14 protein-coding genes are annotated in these 17,552 nt (G+C 35.0%); 7 read left to right on the top strand and 7 right to left on the bottom strand.

All coding sequences use genetic code 11. The annotated features are described in order from the left end of the window. Window positions 1-40 precede the first annotated feature (40 nt). The 3 genes from CLOLE_RS18500 to CLOLE_RS18490 all read left to right on the top strand — a co-directional run bounded on the left by CLOLE_RS18500 (window position 41) and on the right by CLOLE_RS18490 (window position 4,453). On the top strand, window positions 41-1,351 hold the full coding sequence (locus CLOLE_RS18500) for an ABC transporter substrate-binding protein (protein ID WP_013658648.1): 1,311 nt from the start codon (window positions 41-43) through the stop codon (window positions 1,349-1,351). A 98-nt stretch (window positions 1,352-1,449) separates the two neighbouring features. After that, window positions 1,450-3,744 carry a hydratase gene (locus tag CLOLE_RS18495; RefSeq protein WP_013658647.1) on the top strand — a complete coding sequence of 765 codons (2,295 nt, stop codon included), beginning with the start codon at window positions 1,450-1,452 and terminating at the stop codon, window positions 3,742-3,744. Between the two features lie 70 nt (window positions 3,745-3,814). Next, on the top strand, window positions 3,815-4,453 hold the full coding sequence (locus tag CLOLE_RS18490; protein WP_013658646.1) for a PilZ domain-containing protein: 639 nt from the start codon (window positions 3,815-3,817) through the stop codon (window positions 4,451-4,453). A gap of 126 nt (window positions 4,454-4,579) precedes the next feature. On the opposite strand, the gene CLOLE_RS18485 is transcribed toward CLOLE_RS18490, so the two are convergent. From CLOLE_RS18485 to CLOLE_RS18465, 5 genes are all read right to left on the bottom strand, one after another. After that, complete coding sequence (locus CLOLE_RS18485) at window positions 4,580-5,575, bottom strand: zinc dependent phospholipase C family protein (RefSeq protein ID WP_013658645.1); 996 nt, start codon at window positions 5,573-5,575, stop codon at window positions 4,580-4,582. A 117-nt stretch (window positions 5,576-5,692) separates the two neighbouring features. After that, complete coding sequence (locus CLOLE_RS18480) at window positions 5,693-6,751, bottom strand: glycosyltransferase family 4 protein (RefSeq protein ID WP_013658644.1); 1,059 nt, start codon at window positions 6,749-6,751, stop codon at window positions 5,693-5,695. Between the two features lie 223 nt (window positions 6,752-6,974). After that, entirely contained in the window at window positions 6,975-7,604 is a 630-nt protein-coding gene (gene upp / locus CLOLE_RS18475) for a uracil phosphoribosyltransferase (RefSeq protein WP_013658643.1), read from the bottom strand. 30 nt (window positions 7,605-7,634) lie between these two features. Continuing rightward, window positions 7,635-8,066: a ribose 5-phosphate isomerase B gene (gene rpiB / locus CLOLE_RS18470; protein WP_013658642.1), complete on the bottom strand. Its 432-nt coding sequence runs from the start codon at window positions 8,064-8,066 to the stop codon at window positions 7,635-7,637. 101 nt (window positions 8,067-8,167) lie between these two features. Continuing rightward, on the bottom strand, window positions 8,168-9,202 hold the full coding sequence (locus tag CLOLE_RS18465; RefSeq protein ID WP_013658641.1) for an L-threonylcarbamoyladenylate synthase: 1,035 nt from the start codon (window positions 9,200-9,202) through the stop codon (window positions 8,168-8,170). Window positions 9,203-9,526: 324 nt separating this feature from the next. Between CLOLE_RS18465 and CLOLE_RS23855 the strand changes: the two genes are divergently transcribed. Further along, window positions 9,527-12,283: a rhamnogalacturonan lyase family protein gene (locus CLOLE_RS23855; RefSeq protein ID WP_013658640.1), complete on the top strand. Its 2,757-nt coding sequence runs from the start codon at window positions 9,527-9,529 to the stop codon at window positions 12,281-12,283. 61 nt (window positions 12,284-12,344) lie between these two features. Here CLOLE_RS23855 and CLOLE_RS18455 read toward each other — a convergent pair whose 3' ends face one another. Together CLOLE_RS18455 and CLOLE_RS18450 are read right to left on the bottom strand one after the other, a co-directional pair. Continuing rightward, window positions 12,345-12,752, bottom strand: a complete 408-nt coding sequence (locus tag CLOLE_RS18455; protein WP_013658639.1) for an adenine nucleotide alpha hydrolase family protein — start codon at window positions 12,750-12,752, stop codon at window positions 12,345-12,347. A 76-nt stretch (window positions 12,753-12,828) separates the two neighbouring features. Beyond that, window positions 12,829-15,288 (bottom strand): glycogen/starch/alpha-glucan phosphorylase, encoded by a 2,460-nt coding sequence (locus tag CLOLE_RS18450; protein ID WP_013658638.1) that lies wholly within the window; start codon window positions 15,286-15,288, stop codon window positions 12,829-12,831. A gap of 144 nt (window positions 15,289-15,432) precedes the next feature. On the opposite strand from CLOLE_RS18450, the gene CLOLE_RS18445 reads away from it, so the two are divergent. From CLOLE_RS18445 to CLOLE_RS18435, 3 genes are all read left to right on the top strand, one after another. Next, complete coding sequence (locus CLOLE_RS18445; protein WP_162145091.1) at window positions 15,433-15,813, top strand: hypothetical protein; 381 nt, start codon at window positions 15,433-15,435, stop codon at window positions 15,811-15,813. 712 nt (window positions 15,814-16,525) lie between these two features. Beyond that, entirely contained in the window at window positions 16,526-17,068 is a 543-nt protein-coding gene (locus CLOLE_RS18440; protein WP_013658636.1) for a hypothetical protein, read from the top strand. A 100-nt stretch (window positions 17,069-17,168) separates the two neighbouring features. Continuing rightward, on the top strand, window positions 17,169-17,552 hold the full coding sequence (locus CLOLE_RS18435) for a BlaI/MecI/CopY family transcriptional regulator (protein WP_013658635.1): 384 nt from the start codon (window positions 17,169-17,171) through the stop codon (window positions 17,550-17,552).

Below are 17,552 nucleotides of genomic sequence, written 5' to 3'. Positions count from 1 at the left end.
GATAAATAAAAATATAAAGCACTTAAAAGGAGTAAGGCCCTTGGAAAATAATAAATGGTCAAATAAAATAATTATTTTGACATTGTGCAGCTTATGCCTTGTTTTTATTGTGCTCCTTGTAGGAAAAAATCAATATATTTACCGTGAGGTTGAAGCTGTTAATAAAAAAGTTGAGATAGAAAGTAAAGAACAAACCTTTGAAATATGGACAATCAATGGAGGTCTAGAAAATATATTAAAGGAAGTCTTAGAAGATTGTAAGAAAGAATATCCAGATATAAAATTCGTTCTTAAATCTTTCAAGACAGAAGTATATAATGAAGCACTCTTAAATGCAGCGGCTACGAATGCTTTACCAGATATGTTTTATACATGGGGAGACAGAGGGCTGGAAGAACTAGTAAAATTAGACTTAGTTAAAGACCTAACACTTACGATTAAAGCAAATGATCTGGAAAGTAGAATGGTAGACAATGCCCTTAGAAGTTATACCTTTGAAGAGAAAAATTATGGGTTACCGGTCTTTGGATGGGATACAGTACTCTATTGTAACCAAGAATTATTCGAAAAAAGTCATTTGAATTATCCTACTAATTATGGGGACTTTTTAAAGACTGTTGAGATCTTTAAAAGTAAAGGAATTACCCCTCTAGCTATAAGTGGTAATGAAGCGTGGATGAGTTCTTTATATTACATGGCACTTACTTTGAGTGAAGGAAGTGTGGGTGTAAGTACAGAAATTGCAAAGAATAATATATTTTTTAAGAGAAGACCTTTTATAAGGGCCGCAGAGTTATTTAAAGAGCTGATAGACCTAGAACCTTGGCAAGAAGGATATGAAAATATGAGTTCCGCTGAATGCGTTTATAATTTTACTAGAGGTGAAGCTGCTATGATGATTAATGGTAGTTGGGCTTCAACTACAATAGATGATGCTAGTCGATCTATTGTGAGTGGAAAAGTTAAAGTGATGCCATTTCCAATTACGAAAATAAAGTTAATAGATGAAGGCGTTGCAGGCTACTCTGATGGTTTTGTACTAAGCCGAAATAGCTCTTTAGGTGAAGCTGATGTGGAGAGTTTTTATGTGAAAGTCATGAAAGCTATTTCTGATAAAGCAGTACTAGAAAAGGGAATGGGCATTCCAGTTTATAAAACTCAAGATTTAAAAAATACAAGTTTTAAGACTCTTAAAGCCTGTGATAATCTTTTCCCTAAAAACTATTACCATGGTGCTTATGATAAGCTTTTGTCTAGTGAAGCAGCAGAAAAATATAACGTGGCTATTCTTGATTTTTTAACAGGTAAAATAGATGAAGAGACCTTTAGCAATGAGATTACTAAAAGGTAAGCAATAAAGAATGTATTATATTTCTAAAAATTGTGTTATAATTTATAAAATAAAAGACTTTATTGGAAATAAAAACATATAGAAATAGGAGGAGAAAAGTGATTAAGTTATTTGATAATGGAGCGTACTTAATTAACGGCAAAGAGTTAATTGAAAGCCATACAGACGTAGAAAAAGAAATTAAACAAAAATATGGTATAGAAGCTATTTCTAAAGAAGAAGCAGCTAAAAATACGATAGCATATAGTATTTTAGAAGCACATAATACAAGTGGGAATATGGATCAGCTTAAAATCAAGTTTGATGCTATGGCTTCTCATGATATTACATATGTAGGAATTATTCAAACAGCAAGAGCTAGTGGCCTCACAGAGTTTCCACTGCCTTATGTATTAACCAACTGCCATAACAGCCTTTGCGCTGTAGGTGGTACTATTAATGAAGATGACCATATGTTTGGTCTTTCAGCAGCTAAGAAATACGGTGGTATTTATGTACCAGCTCATCAAGCTGTTATTCATCAATATATGAGAGAAATGATGAGTGGCTGTGGTAGAATGCTACTTGGCTCAGATAGCCATACAAGATATGGTGCCCTTGGAACCATGGCTATTGGTGAAGGTGGTGGAGAGCTTGCAAAGCAGCTTCTTAATAAAACTTACGATATTAATAGACCAGGTGTAGTAGCTGTTTATTTAACAGGAAAACCACAGATAGGAATAGGACCACAAGACGTGGCACTTTCTATTATTGGTGAAGTGTTTAAAAATGGTTATGTTAAAAATAAAGTAATGGAATTCGTAGGAGATGGCATTAAGAACCTTAATGTAGAATACAGAAATGGTATTGATGTTATGACTACAGAAACAACCTGCTTATCTTCTATCTGGGCTACAGATGAAAAGGTTGAAGAGTACTTAGAGATGCATGGTAGAAAAGAAGCTTATAAGAAATTAGAGCCAGGTCAAGTGACCTATTATGATGGAGCTATTATAGTTGATTTATCTAAAGTAAAACCTATGATAGCCATGCCATTCCATCCAAGTAACACTTATACTATTGAAGAACTTAATGCAAACCTTGAGGATATCCTTGCTAAAGTAGAAAAAGAAGCAGCAGCAAGCTTTGCTAGTAATAAAGTAACATTCACTTTAAGGGATAAAATTGAAAATGGTAAACTTCTAGTACAACAAGCCTTTATCGGTGGTTGCGCAGGTGGTACCTATGATAACATCTGTGACGCAGCGGACATTTTAAGAGGACATAGTATTGGTTCTGGTGAATTTGCTTTAAGCATTTATCCATCTAGCCAACCTACTTTTATGAGTTTAGTTAAAAATGGTGCAGTAGCAGACCTTATGGCAGCTGGTGCTACTATGAGAACTGCTTTCTGTGGCCCTTGCTTTGGCGCAGGAGATGTACCTTCTAACAATGGCCTTAGCATTCGTCATGCAACACGTAACTTCCCTAACCGTGAAGGTTCAAAACCTAGTGATGGTCAAATATCAGGAGTAGCATTAATGGATGCACGTAGTATTGCAGCTACTGCTCTTAATGGTGGGATACTTACAGCAGCAACAGAGATTGATTTAAACTTTACTAAGCCAAAATACTTCTTTGACAAAGCCATTTATGATACACGTTGCTATGACGGTGTTGGCAAGGCAGACAAAGATGTTGAACTTAAATTTGGACCTAACATTACAGATTGGCCAAAAATGTCACATTTAACAGATGACTTACTGATTAAAGTAGTAGCTGAGATTCATGATGAAGTAACAACGACAGATGAGCTTATTCCATCAGGAGAAACTTCAAGTTATCGCTCAAATCCACTTCGTCTTGCTGAATTTACACTTTCACGACGTGTACCAGATTATGTGGGACATGCTAAAGAAGTCCAACAAGCTGAAGTAGCCAGACTTCAAGGTGAAGATCCAACTAAGGTATTAGATGAAGTTAAAGTAGCATTTGAGCAAATTAAAGCTTTACCAGGCTATGCAAACATTGATCCAAAAGCAACAGGTATTGGTAGCACCATTTATGCTAATAAACCAGGGGACGGTTCTGCTCGTGAGCAAGCAGCATCTTGTCAAAAAGTACTTGGTGGCTGGGCAAATATTGCTAGAGAATATGCGACCAAGAGATACCGCTCTAACCTTATTAACTGGGGTATGGTACCATTTACTTTAGATGGAGATTTACCATTTACCAATGGAGATTATATCTTTATTCCAGGAATTAGAGCTGCCGTAAAAGATAAAGTAAGTGAAATTAAAGCGTACGTATTAGGCGATCATATGAAAGAGTTCACTTTAACACTTAAAGATTTAACAGATGATGAGAGAGCAATTATTTTAGCAGGTTGCTTAATCAACTACTATAAAGCATAGACAAGGGATATAAGGACTAAAAGAAGTAGATAAAGTAGAAAGCCATTTGTGATACAAGGGGGGCTTATTCATGGAGGAACTAATAGATAGTGCGCTTGTGCCAAAGATTTTAAAGCTGAACTTACCTTTTAGACTTATATGTGATGGTACTAAAGCTTTTCCTATGATTATTAGAAATAAGAGGGGCGTAGATGGCTATGTTGTAGCTATAGAACTAGGTGATAGGGATATACGTCAATTCCACAAAACAGAGATTGAACTTAAAGGAAGAATTGATATTGAGTACTTAAAGTACAGGGGTGAAGTAGAGCTTAAACCACTACCCGATGAACCAGGTTACTACATCATGAAGAATATTAGGTTATATAAGTATAATCAACGTTTCTATAAGCGTGTACCTTATCGTCGTTTAATCAATATTATGGAGCCGATATCTGTAGAAGCTACACTGATTAACTTTTCGGCTTCTGGTGCGCTTATACATAGTAAAAAGGCGATAGAAGGAAGTGGCTTTAAGTTTTCTATTATCCTTAATAAGAGACCTATTATACTGGAAGCAAGAATCGTAGAGCAGACTTATAATGAAGCCTTAGACCTTTTTACCATTAGGTGCCATTTTGAAAATGTAGATGAAAAAACAAGGAAACTGCTAGTATTAACAGTAAGAGAGATTATTTTACAAGCTAAAAGAAGATTGCAAGGAAGTTAGTTAGTTACCAAAAAGAGGATGCTATATATAGCATCCTCTTTTTGGTAACTAAGAGTAAAAAAGTAATACAGAAGGAACCGTCCGTAATTATTCATTCTGCATTACTTTTTATATTTATTCTTTTAATCAAATTCTACTGTAGTCCGGACTAATATACTTCATAGGTCTGGTATCTTCTGTACTAAGACCTGTTAAATAAGAAATATTAGGAAGATAGAGTCTAAAGTCATCAGCAGATATTTTAGAAGTAGCAAAGTCATAAGCAGCTAATAAAAGTAAGGTGCTTTTCTTATTAGCATTTCTTAAAATATCATAAAAGCTAAAGGTATAAACATTACCTGTCACAGGATGAAGCCATACTTTTTTACTACGATTCATATAATCATATAAAGGATTAACACAGTTGTAATATGAAAAAGTTGCAAGGAATGGCGATAGTCCTTTTGGAGTTACAGGGGAAGCCATATTAACAAGAGCTTTCTTCGCTCCAATGCGATCATAGGTTAGTTTATAATAGGTACGAGTATCTTTATAAGCTTCTTTGAAAGTTTGCCCCCCATTATTAATGCCATATAATAAAAACAAAGTATCATCGAATAAACCTGTAATGCTGTCAGGTATGTGTAAGTCTTTTAAAATATGTTTATGCACCTTAAATTTAGAGCTTTTCATGTTGAATTTTTCTTCACATAAAATAGTGTCAATGGCAACTTCCAGTTTTTTATGAACACCTTTATACTTGCTAGTTTCGGGCATATCCTCGATATAGCGACCTCCTAGATGAAAAATATAAGGATGTGCCATGGAATCAAGAATATAATGGCAAATAAACCCACTTAAATAACTGAGACATTCATTGAACTCTTTCGAATCCACTTCGAATTTTTTCATATAACATAAGGCGGAAACTAAAAAATCACCTGTTTTTTCTGCATGCATCTTAGTAGCAATATAGGCTTTTGAGTCTTTTTGCTTTAATCGATGATAATAGATAGGATCAGGCCCTTGAAGTCCTACTAAAAATAAATCTTTATTCTCTTTTAATACTTTGTAAAGAGGGGATTGTTTAATATTATGGGCAGTATCAAGTCCAAAAATATAATGGGTAATAATATCTGGCATTACAAATACTCCTTTTTCTTCCTTTCATATAAATTAAGTATATCACCTAAATTTTACAGGCGATAGAGTGAGTTTTGAATAAAAAAAAACTCCTACTAGAAGGAGTTTTTGTTACTATTATGATTCGTTATCTTTATCATGAGTTGCCATGGTTTTTACTGTGAAATAAAGGAGGCAGCCCATCATAATAAAGACAAGCAAGGCAAACTTTAGGTCTCTGTTGAAGAATGCAATAGCAGATACACCAAGAATGCCACTAATACCATAGAGGGTAACAACAGCTTGTTTTTGTGTATAGCCTCTATCTACAAGACGATGATGTAAATGCCCACGGTCTGGCGACATAATAGGTTTTCCAGCTAAAAATCTTCTAAGAATAGCAAAAGCTGTATCAAATATTGGAAGGCCAAGTACAAGCACAGCAATGAAAATAGTTGTTACTGTATAGCCCTTTAAAAGTCCCATAACAGAAGTAATACCTAAGGTGAAACCTAAGAAGGTAGAACCAGTATCCCCCATAAAAATAGAAGCAGGATTAAAGTTATAAGGCAAGAAGCCCATGCATGAACCAGCTAAGATGGCTGTGAGAAATGCTCCTGGGGGGTTATCGAAGTAAATAGATAATACCATTAAGCAAAGTGAAGCAATAGAAGAAACGCCTGCTGCTAAACCATCTAAGCCGTCAATTAAGTTAACGGCATTGGTAATGGCTACAATCCAAATGACTGTAGCTGGGATAGCTAAGAAAGTCGTATAAAATTCCTTGTCTCCAATAAATGGAATAGTAAAGAAATCAATACGTACACCACATAAAGCAACTACTGCTGCAGCGAGGATTTGAATGAGAAATTTTGGTTTCGCAGGAAGCTCAAAAATATCATCAAAAAATCCAAGTAAGAAAATCATGGTGCATCCAATAAATACTCCAAGGGTTTGCTTTATATTAACCAGAGGTAATTTCCAAATAAGAGTTAAAAATGTAATCATAAAACCAGCAAAGATAGCAATTCCGCCCATACGAGGGATAGGTACTTTATGCATATCACGTTTTCTGGGTTTTGCGATAGCTCCAACTTTAAATGCAATCTTTTTAGCTAAAGGCGTTGCAAAAAATGCAATTAAAAATGCTAAGACAAATGCAATGGCATATAAAATTGCATAATCTATGTTTCCCATAGGTTCATCTCCTTAAATATGTAGAACATATATGAGTACTAATAGTTTATACCTATCTATTAGTATATATTCATAAATTTCTAAAAGTGATATGTCAAATATTAGGCAAAAAAAGCTTACCACACGTTAAAAATAACAAACCTGACCATATCCTACTAATGTTTTATAATAAAAGCTCGCACTTGTCAACTAGGACTCGTGGAGCTTTTTGTATTTTTAAGATTTATTTTGTACCAAATAATCTATCACCAGCATCACCAAGTCCTGGCATAATATAAGCGTGGTCATTTAATTTTTCATCTAAAGAGGCTGCATAGATTTTAACATCTGGATGAGCTGCTTGAAGCGCTTTGATACCTTCTGGTGCAGCAATAAGGCAAAGGAAATTAATGCTAGTAGCACCACGGTCTTTGATGAATTGAATAGCTGCAATAGCTGAACCACCTGTAGCAAGCATTGGATCAAGTACAAAGAAATCTCTTTCTTCTACATCTTTAGGAAGTTTGCAGTAATATTCAACTGGATGAAGTGTTTCAGGATCTCTGTAAAGGCCGATATGACCTACTTTAGCAGTTGGAAGAAGATCAAGCATACCATCTACCATACCAAGACCTGCACGTAATATAGGTACAATGCTTAGGTTTTTACCAGCAATACGTTTACAAGTTGTTTTTGTAAGTGGTGTTTCTACTTCATAGTCTTCAAGAGGTAAATTGCGTGTTGCTTCATAGCACATTAATTGTGCGATTTCACGTACAAGCTCACGAAATTCTTTTGAACCTGTGTCATGACTTCTTAAGCGACCTACTTTGTGCTGAATGAGTGGGTGATCCATAATAAATACGTTTTCCATGTTAATATTCCTCCTAAGTAATAAGTAAATTTATTTTTCTTCTATTTTAGAGATTCTCTTGATGTGTCTTTCTTCATTAGAAAATGGCGTTTTTAAGAAAGTATCAACAACTTTTATAGCTAGGCCTGGCCCTATAACGCGGCCTCCTAAAGCGACAATATTGGTATCATTATGAAGACGAGTAGCTTCAGCTGAGAAAACATCGTGGCAAAGTGCACAACGAATACCAGGAATTTTATTTGCTGCAATAGAGATACCAATTCCTGTTCCACAAATTAGAACACCTTTCTCACATTCGCCGCTAAGCACAGCTTTTGAAACAGATTTTGCATAGTCAGGATAATCAACAGCTTCCTCACTCATACAACCAAAGTCTTTGAACTCTGTACCGTTTGCTTTAAAATATGCGATGATTTCTTGCTTAAGAGCAAAGCCACCATGGTCGCATCCAATTGCTATCATAATATTTCCTCCAGTTTTATTATAGTATAAATCCTATGTGTTGTAACTAAATAAATCACTTCTATATACTATAAGCTATTTTTGAAATTTGTAAACAAAAATTAAAGCTTTATAATATGATACCCGGCAGATTTTTCAAGTCTATTCATAATGGCATTGCCAATTCCCTTTTTAGGGAAAGCTAGGGAGTATACAATATCAATATCCGCATCATCAAATGTACGTAATGCTTCAAAAAGATGGGCAGCGATAGTTGTAAGGTTTTTAGTAGTACCAGCGCTGATAACTAAGTCAGCCTTAAAATGCTCTTTGGTTTCATCAGTAGCTAGAACGCCTACTTTTTTGCCTTGACTATGAGCAGATACAATAAGCTCATTCATTTTGCTTATTACAAGGGATTCTTCGCCATCAACAATAATAACCTCTGCATTAGGCGAATAGTGTATATATTTCATTCCAGGCGCCTTAGGAAGCTCACCTTCTTTGAGTGCATGGCTAATGGCAGGATCTATAGTAACACTGCCTAGGACTGCTTCTATCATTTCGGCAGTAATACCACCAGGTCTTAAGATGGTAGCTACTTCACCTGTTGTATCTACAACAGTAGATTCTACACCATACTTAGAAGAATCACCTACAATAATAGCATCTATTTTACCCTCTAAATCTTCTATAACACGAGAGGCATTAGTTGGGCTAGGTTTGCCAGAAGTATTAGCACTAGGTGCTGCTAGAGGCAATCCTGAGGCTTTAATCAGCTGCTGAATAATAGGATGAGAAGGAAAGCGAATAGCTACTGTATCTAGTCCACCAGTTACGACTTTAGGAACTAACGAACTTGCTTTAAAGATAAGTGTTAATGGACCAGGCCAAAAGTGCTCCATTAAGGTTCTAGCCATAGGAGGTACTTCTTCTACAAGAGGACTTAGCATTTCTAAATCAGCTATATGTACAATTAGCGGATTATCGCTAGGTCGCCCCTTAGCCTTATAAATATTTTTAACAGCATTTTCATTTAAAGCATTAGCGCAAAGTCCATAAACAGTTTCAGTAGGCGATGCCACAAGACCGCCTTGTTGAAGAATATTGGCTGCCTCTAAAAGTGCTGTTGTATCTGTAATAATACTTGTTTTCATGTAAAGGACTCCCATTACTCATTAAAGATATTAATCTGTCATATAGTATATCACAAATGAGGACAAAAGATAACAAGAAGACTAAAATTTCCCCACTACTTAATCAAGTATTAAGGATAATCATATGAAGGATACCTTAGTTAATTCAATTTATGATAAATAAAATAATTTGAGATAAATAAAAATAAGAAAAAAACAAGTTTTATCAATTAAAAAATTATAGTTAAACAAATGAGGTAATAAAACAGAACATCTTAAGCTTAGTTAATAGATAAGTTTGAATAAAAATAAGATAATTAAGAAAATAATTATGGAGGGATCAATATGAGCTTAGGATTAAGAAAAGATTTTAAACTGCGGAGAATATTAGCTAAGACACTAGCGTTATCAATGATAGGAATAGGAAGTTTAACGAGTATAACTATTCCTACGAGTGCTGCTACAGTAAGGCAAGTTGAGGCACTAGATAGAGGATTAGTGGCAGTAAAGGTAAATGAAGGCGTATTTTTATCTTGGAGATTATTAGGCACAGAAGGGTATGCTACTAGCTTTAATCTTTATAGAAATGGCGTAAAAATTGCAGGGCCCATTGTAAGTAGTACTAACTATGTAGATAGTAACGGAAAGGTTACAGACTCATATTATGTTCGAACTGTAGTTAATAGCATTGAACAAACAGAATCTGATAGTGTTGGCGTGTGGAACAATAATTATTTAGATGTGCCTATTAATAAGCCTGGTAGTATTTATTCTGCTAATGATGCTACTGTAGCAGATGTAGATGGAGATGGAGCATACGAAATTATTTTAAAGTGGGATCCTAGTGATTCACAGGATAATTCAAAATCAGGTTATACCTCTAATGTTTATATCGATTGCTATGAATTAAATGGTACACACAAATGGCGTATTGATTTAGGGAAAAATATTAGAGCAGGGGCACACTATACACAGTTTATTGCTTATGATTTTGATGGAGATGGTAAAGCTGAAATTGCAATGAAAACGGCTGATGGGACTAAGGATGGGGGTGGAACTACTATAGGAGATGCTTCAAAAGACTATCGTAATAGTAGTGGCTATATATTAAGCGGACCTGAATATTTAACATTATTTGAAGGAGATACAGGTGAGATTATTAATACTGTAGATTTTACACCCCCACGTGGAACAGTGAGTAGTTGGGGAGATAATTATGGCAATCGTGTAGATCGATTTCTTGCAGGGGTTGCTTACTTGGATGGACAAAAGCCCTATTTAATTATGGCTAGAGGGTATTATACAAGAGCGGTTATTTCAGCATATGAAATAAGTAGTGGCAAGCTTAATAAAAAGTGGACTTTTGATAGTAGTACCTCAGGTAACAGTAGTTATGCAGGACAAGGTAATCATAATCTTTCTGTAGCAGATGTGGATGATGATGGGTATGATGAAATAGTTTATGGTTCAGCTATAATTGATCATAATGGAAAAGGTTTATATACAACAGGTATGGGACACGGGGATGCCTTACATGTAGGAGATTTTGATCCTACGCATAGTGGGCTAGAAATTTATCAAGTACATGAAGAGAAGGGAAGTAACATAGAAAGTGTACAATTAAGACATGCTAAAACAGGAAAAGCTCTTTGGTCAGTCAAAACAGGAACGGATGTGGGCCGAGGATTGATTGCCAATATAGGGCCTGACTATTATCCATATGTGGCATTATCTTCAGTAGGTAACTTTGATAAAAATGGTAATAAAATCAGCATTAATACAGGTAGCTTCGGAATCAACTTTGCTATATGGTGGGATGGGGACCTTTATAGAGAAGGATTAGACCGTACATATATTAATAAATGGAACTGGAATACAAAGTCAACTGATCGTTTATTAACCGGAAGTAATGTACACTCTAATAATAGTACAAAAGCAACACCGAGCTTATCCGGTGATATTTTAGGAGACTGGCGAGAGGAAGTTATATGGCCAACTTCAGATGATACTGCACTTAGAATCTATACAACAACGGCATTAACAGACACTAAGCTTTATACACTCATGCATGATACACAGTATAGAACAGCTATTGCATGGCAAAACGTAGCCTATAACCAACCACCACACCCAAGTTACTATATTGGGACAGATATGAAATCACCAAGTCAGCCAGCTATTTATGCAGTAGGTGATTATGTAGAAAAAGAAGTGAAGAGTAAGGAGCCAGTAATAGGTGCACAAATCAAAGAAGGGCAATACATGATTAAGAATGTAAAAAGCGGATTGTATTTAGATGTTGCAGGAGGAGTAGCAGCTAATGGAACAAATGTGCAACAATGGGGAGCTAATGGTGCTGCTGCTTATAACACATGGACTATAAAATCTGTAGGTAATGGCTATTATAAGTTGTATTCAGGAGTAGGGGATGGAAGCTATTTATTAGATGTAGATTATGGAAAGACTGCTGATGGAACTAATATACAGATTTATCAAGATACAGCTTCTGATGCGCAATTATTTAAGTTTGTCGCAAACAATGATGGTAGCTACGGTATTGTTACGAAGGTAAGTCAGGATTTATCTAGCTTAGATGTTTATGCTAATAGTACTAGTAATGGAGCTAATGTATGTGAGTGGACATATGCAGGGGGAGCTAATCAAAGGTGGATTTTAGAAGAGGTAGTTACAACGCCCACACCTACACCTACACCAACATCTACACCAATTCCAACACCTACACCAACACCAACTCCAGAGCCATCAAGCGAAATGGCAAAATTGGAGGCTAGCATAAATGACTGGGGAGGGGCTTTTGGGGTAGATATAAAAGTTATTAATCAGGGAACAGTTACATGTGAAAGTTGGAGGCTAAAACTATTACAAGTAGATTTTAATGTGACAAGCTCTTGGAACGTAGATATGATATCACAAGGAGAAGAAATCGTTATTACACCAGCTTCATGGCAGGCTAAGCTTGCACCAAATAGTGCAGCAACGTTTGGAATGATTTGTAATGGTAAGCCTAATGCTAATTTTGAATATACATTAGAGTTGTTAGATGCTAGTGGAACTGTGATTGCATCTAGTAGCAGGAAGTAAGATAAACATATGAAAAGTGGCTACTATACATTATTCATGTATAATAGCCACTCTTTTATACTTAAGCCATTTTATCTTCAATTATTTCCCTGGGAAGTACAACGATTTCAATATCTCCAATCTGTGATTTCAGTTGTTCATATACACTAGAGCCTGGAGAAATAGTATTACCATTAGGTGTTTCACCAATGACTAGGTGGGTAATATCATTTTCTTTAATAAAACTCGTAATCGTTTCAGGAATGTTATTACTACATAGGAAGTGAACTTCACCACCTAATTCACCACCATACGCAAAGAGGTCGGAGAGGAGCTCACTGCTTTCTGGCCTGTCGAAGATGGTTTCTCCTTTCCTAATGTGCAAAATATGAAGTGGTGCATCTATAGATTGAGAGAGGTTAAAACCTTCTGCGATTAAACGACGGCTGTTTTCTTGGATAGTGATACCAACTAGGACTTTGTAATTCATGTTCATCACTCCTCTTCATTAAAAAATTCATATTTCAATTATAGCATGACTATAAGGAGTTAATGTGAATATATTTTTATTTTATTTTTAGTGGTTTTAGCCCCCAAATTTCATCAGCATATTGTTTAATCGTACGGTCAGAACTGAATTTACCAGAGCAAGCCGTATTAATGATAGCTTTTTGATTCCAAGTGACTTCATCTAAATAAGCATACTCTAAAGCTTTTTGAGCTGTATGGTAAGCACGAAGATCTTTTAAAATAAAATAAGGATCAGCTAAATTATCTCCAGCTCTATTTAATAGAGACTCATACAATTCTACAAAGAGGCCAGGATTCTTTGGTGAAAGTGCACCATTAATAAGTAGGTTCAATATACTATGAATTTCAGAATCGTTATGGTAAATATCCCATGGATTATATTGACCTGATTGATAGAGATTAAGAACTTCTTCACAGGTTAACCCAAAGATAAAGATATTATCTTTACCAACTTCTTCGAAAATTTCTATATTGGCACCATCTAGGGTACCGATAGTTAAAGCGCCATTAAGCATAAATTTCATATTACTTGTACCAGAAGCTTCTTTACTAGCGGTAGAAATTTGTTCACTAACATTAGCAGCTGGAATAATAATTTCTGCATTAGATACACAGTAATTTTCGATGAAAACAACTGTTAAGTAATCTTTTGTCATAGGGTCATTATTAACTAAGTCAGCTACAGAATTGATGAGCTTGATGATAAGCTTAGCTCTAGTATAACCAGGAGCAGCCTTGGCACCAAAAATAAAGGTACGAGGTACATAATTGCCATTAGGTTTAGCTTTAATTTCATTATAAAGCATAAGAATATGAAGAACATTCATAAGCTGACGTTTATATTCGTGAAGACGTTTAACCTGAACGTCAAAGATAGAATCAGGATTAACAACAATACCATTATGTTCTTTAATATAATCAGCAAGACGAACCTTGTTGTTATATTTAATATCTCTAAATTTTTCTATAAAAGCTTTATCTTTACTATATGGTACCAGTTTCTTTAAATGGGTAAGGTCTTTATACCACTTATCACCGATTGTATCTGTAATGAGGGTAGCTAATTCAGGATTAGCATGACCTAACCAACGTCTTTGAGTGATACCATTTGTTTTATTGTTAAATTTATTTGGATAAATATTATAGAAGTTTTTAAGTACATTATTTTTTAGGATTTCTGTATGAATAGCAGCTACACCATTAACAGAGAAGCTTCCAACAATAGCAAGATAGGCCATTTTGATTTGGCCATCACAAATAATACTCATATTGTGGATGATATGTTCTGGTTGATGATAAACATCTCTAAGCTCCATGCAGAAACGTCTATTAAGTTCTTCAATAATTTGATAAATACGAGGAAGTAATTTTTGGAACAAGTCAATAGGCCAAGTTTCTAGAGCTTCAATCATAATTGTATGATTTGTATAAGCACAAGTGCGGCTTGTAATGTCAAAAGCATCTTCCCAAGTGAGTCCTTCTTGGTCTAAGAGAATACGCATAAGTTCAGCTACTGCAATAGCTGGATGAGTATCGTTCATTTGAAAAATTACTTTTTCAGGAAGCATATATATATTAGGATTAGTGCGTTTAAATTTAGCTACAGCTTGTTGAACAGTGGCTGATACAAAGAAGTATTGTTGTTTTAAACGAAGCTCTTTACCTTTGTAGTGATTATCATTAGGATAGAGGACTTCCACTAAAGTTTTAGCAAGGGTTTGTTGTTCTACGGCTTTTTCATAGGCACCTTGATCAAAGAAGCGAAGTACAAACTTTTGAGGAGCTTCAGCATCCCATAGTCTAAGGGCATTGACAAAGCCATTTTTGTAACCAACAATTGGCATATCATAAGGAATTGCTAAAACAGAGTCGTAATTTTCTTGAACAAAGTGTAGTCTGCCATTCTCGTCCATATAATTACGTACGGTGCCACCGAATTTGATTTCTTGTGCGTTATCATTACGTTTAACTTCCCAAGGATTACCGTTAGCTAACCAATCATCTGGGTATTCTACTTGGTAACCATCTTCAATTTGTTGTTTGAAAATACCATAGTTGTAACGAATACCACAACCATAAGCAGGATAAGAAAGTGTGGAAAGAGAGTCTAAAAAGCAAGCTGCAAGTCTACCAAGTCCACCATTTCCAAGACCAGCATCAGGTTCCTGATCCTCTATTTTATTAATATCAATTTTAATGTTAAGTTCTTCTAGAGCTTCCTGTACACTTGACATAATGCCCATGTTTACAAGATTATTACCTAGAGCACGACCCACTAAGAATTCCATGGATAAATAGTAAAGTGTTTTAGGAGTTTTGGTATTATAAGCATGCTGTGTTTCAATCCATTCATCTGTTATGACATCACGCACAGCAAAAGCAACAGCTTGATAAAGTTCTTGGGGAGAAGCATCTTCTAGAGTTTTACGTGAGAAGTTTCTAATGTGGTCTAATATTTCGCCTTTAAATTTTTCTTTACTAAATCCATATGACATAGGTGTACCTCCAATGATATATAAGATAAAATCTTAGAATCCATCCTAAAGAAACATGTAGATGTTAGAATAGTTAATACATATTATACAATAAAACACTAACTATAGGGAGAAAAGTGGAGATAGATTTTTTTGCTTAAAATATTGAGAAATTTATGGAAAGTATCTAAAAGTAAAAGATTATGTGTTAATGTTAAACAAACAGAAACTTGTCTCGGTGTTTATGGAGAATTACGTCTGGAGGAAAATGAGGGAGAGGACTACCTTCCAGAGTTCCGGTTCAAATTTTTTAGAGGCACTAGGCTCACTTATTTGGATGAACGCATGAAAACTCCCGCTGGTCAGACACTCATGCTAAAACCCATCCAAAACGTTCGCCAAGTGCCTCTAAAAAATTCTCCCAAGTCACTCTTCCAGGCAGCCTTCTCCCTCATTTTCACAAACGTTATTGAACTCATAAACATCCACGACATTGAGGCAGCCTGGGAAGAAGGCGTAACGACAAATCATGTTAATAGCAATTAAAGAACGCAAAAAAACACAAAAAAACACATCTCCAAGTACTATATATACTCGAAGATGTGTTTCCTTGGTCCAGACTCTGGAAATTAACTTTCATAACTAGCTAAATAGACCCTAATCAAGGCGCAAAATGGCTCCTCAGCACGTATGCGTTATAACCTAGTGCCTACTAAGACTAGTGATGAAAGTCAAACCAATGAGTGAGGAGCTCTTATTGTCTTAGCCGGTGCACCCTTATGATAGGAAACTAAGGCTTTAAGACTCTGGTTTAAAACTTTATTTGGTAATGCAAGATATAAAAACATTTAAAACAACTTATAAGTGGCGCCTTCCTTGCAGCGCACCAGTGAACATTTTCCTTAAGTCCAGAGGTACCTATAACAATAGATTGAGACTTGGCTGACCCGGTCAGTTCCTCAGGTTGAAGCTGTGGTAATTTGCCGTGGGAAGTTATTTAATTTGTTTTTACACTTCTATATATGTGGTCAGAAATCCGAATCCCTAATAAAAAATGAAATAAATACCTAGAAATATAAGTAAGAACTTAAATATATAATTTTGTGCATATATAAAATGTATACTATAGACTAACCTCATTTTCTCCCAGACGTCCTTTCTGATAAACCCTAAGACAAATTTTAATTTAGTCTTTTATTATTGATTGAATATTTGTATAATTAATTTGGGTAATAAAATTTAATAGTGGAGAAAATAGATGAAAAAAAACTATTTACTATGTTCGTCTACAATTATTTCAGTTGTAGTTATAAGCTTATTTGTAAATCTCAAAAATCAAAAGATAAAATATATCGATATACAGCAATATGAAGTGACAGCAATTCCTAATATTTTTGACAAATATGTAACTTGCCAAGTAGTAGAATTAGAGAATAATGAATTGGGTACTTATATAAAAGTAATGCTGAAGGTAAATATTACTCAAGAGGATGAGTACCGAATTGGTGGAGATTTGATAAAAAAAGATGATTCTGGAAAGAAATGGTCTTTTTTTCAAGAAGGTTACATGAACCCTCCGAATATACCAATGGCTAGGATACATGTAGATCCATTAGTAGAATTAGAGCAAGGTATGCATGATATAAATATTTATTTTTGGACTGACAGATTAATATCAGGTAAAGTTAATGGACCTTATGATGTTCAGCTATTTATAGAAGGCAAAGAAACTGGCATACATGAAGAAATAGACTTTAAAACAAAAGCTTATAAATATACGGAATTTAAAAGAGTGCAATAAATGAAAATATACATAGGTATTTGGCTATTGACAGATATGTTCGACAAGTGTAGAGTGAGAGATGAGAGAATGTTCTACGTTTGTCGAAGGAGAAGAAAAAATGGAGCAGATAAAGAGATTACCAGATGCAGAATTAGAGATTATGAAAATTATATGGGAAGCTAATGAGGAAGTAACCTCAGCTTATATTATGAAGCAATTAAAAGGTGTGAAGACTTGGGGAAATACGACAGTACTCAATTTCTTGGCACGTTTAGTAGAGAGGGGATTTATACAAAGTGAGCGTGTAGGTAAATCTAATGTTTATACAGCCATTATGGATGAAAAGTGTTATTTACAAAATGAAAGCAAATCTTTTCTTGAAAGACTACATGGTAATTCTGTAAAAAGTCTTATAGCAGCTTTATACAATGGACATACTATTACAGAGCAAGATTTAAAGGAACTGAAAGATTTTATTGATGAAAATACAAGGGAGGGCTAA

Source organism: Cellulosilyticum lentocellum DSM 5427 (assembly GCF_000178835.2).
GTDB classification, from domain to species: domain Bacteria; phylum Bacillota; class Clostridia; order Lachnospirales; family Cellulosilyticaceae; genus Cellulosilyticum; species Cellulosilyticum lentocellum.
The sequence above is the reverse complement of the archived record's forward strand: the minus strand, read 5'-3'. Positions and strand labels throughout refer to the sequence as shown.

Coding starts and splice junctions, on each gene's coding strand:
- CLOLE_RS18490 (WP_013658646.1), top strand. CDS start 3,815: ATGGAGGAACTAATAGATAGTGCGCTTGTGCCAAAGATTTTAAAGCTG.
- CLOLE_RS18485 (WP_013658645.1), bottom strand. CDS start 5,575: ATGCCAGATATTATTACCCATTATATTTTTGGACTTGATACTGCCCAT.
- CLOLE_RS18480 (WP_013658644.1), bottom strand. CDS start 6,751: ATGGGAAACATAGATTATGCAATTTTATATGCCATTGCATTTGTCTTA.
- upp (WP_013658643.1), bottom strand. CDS start 7,604: ATGGAAAACGTATTTATTATGGATCACCCACTCATTCAGCACAAAGTA.
- rpiB (WP_013658642.1), bottom strand. CDS start 8,066: ATGATAGCAATTGGATGCGACCATGGTGGCTTTGCTCTTAAGCAAGAA.
- CLOLE_RS18465 (WP_013658641.1), bottom strand. CDS start 9,202: ATGAAAACAAGTATTATTACAGATACAACAGCACTTTTAGAGGCAGCC.
- CLOLE_RS23855 (WP_013658640.1), top strand. CDS start 9,527: ATGAGCTTAGGATTAAGAAAAGATTTTAAACTGCGGAGAATATTAGCT.
- CLOLE_RS18455 (WP_013658639.1), bottom strand. CDS start 12,752: ATGAATTACAAAGTCCTAGTTGGTATCACTATCCAAGAAAACAGCCGT.
- CLOLE_RS18450 (WP_013658638.1), bottom strand. CDS start 15,288: ATGTCATATGGATTTAGTAAAGAAAAATTTAAAGGCGAAATATTAGAC.
- CLOLE_RS18440 (WP_013658636.1), top strand. CDS start 16,526: ATGAAAAAAAACTATTTACTATGTTCGTCTACAATTATTTCAGTTGTA.
- CLOLE_RS18435 (WP_013658635.1), top strand. CDS start 17,169: ATGGAGCAGATAAAGAGATTACCAGATGCAGAATTAGAGATTATGAAA.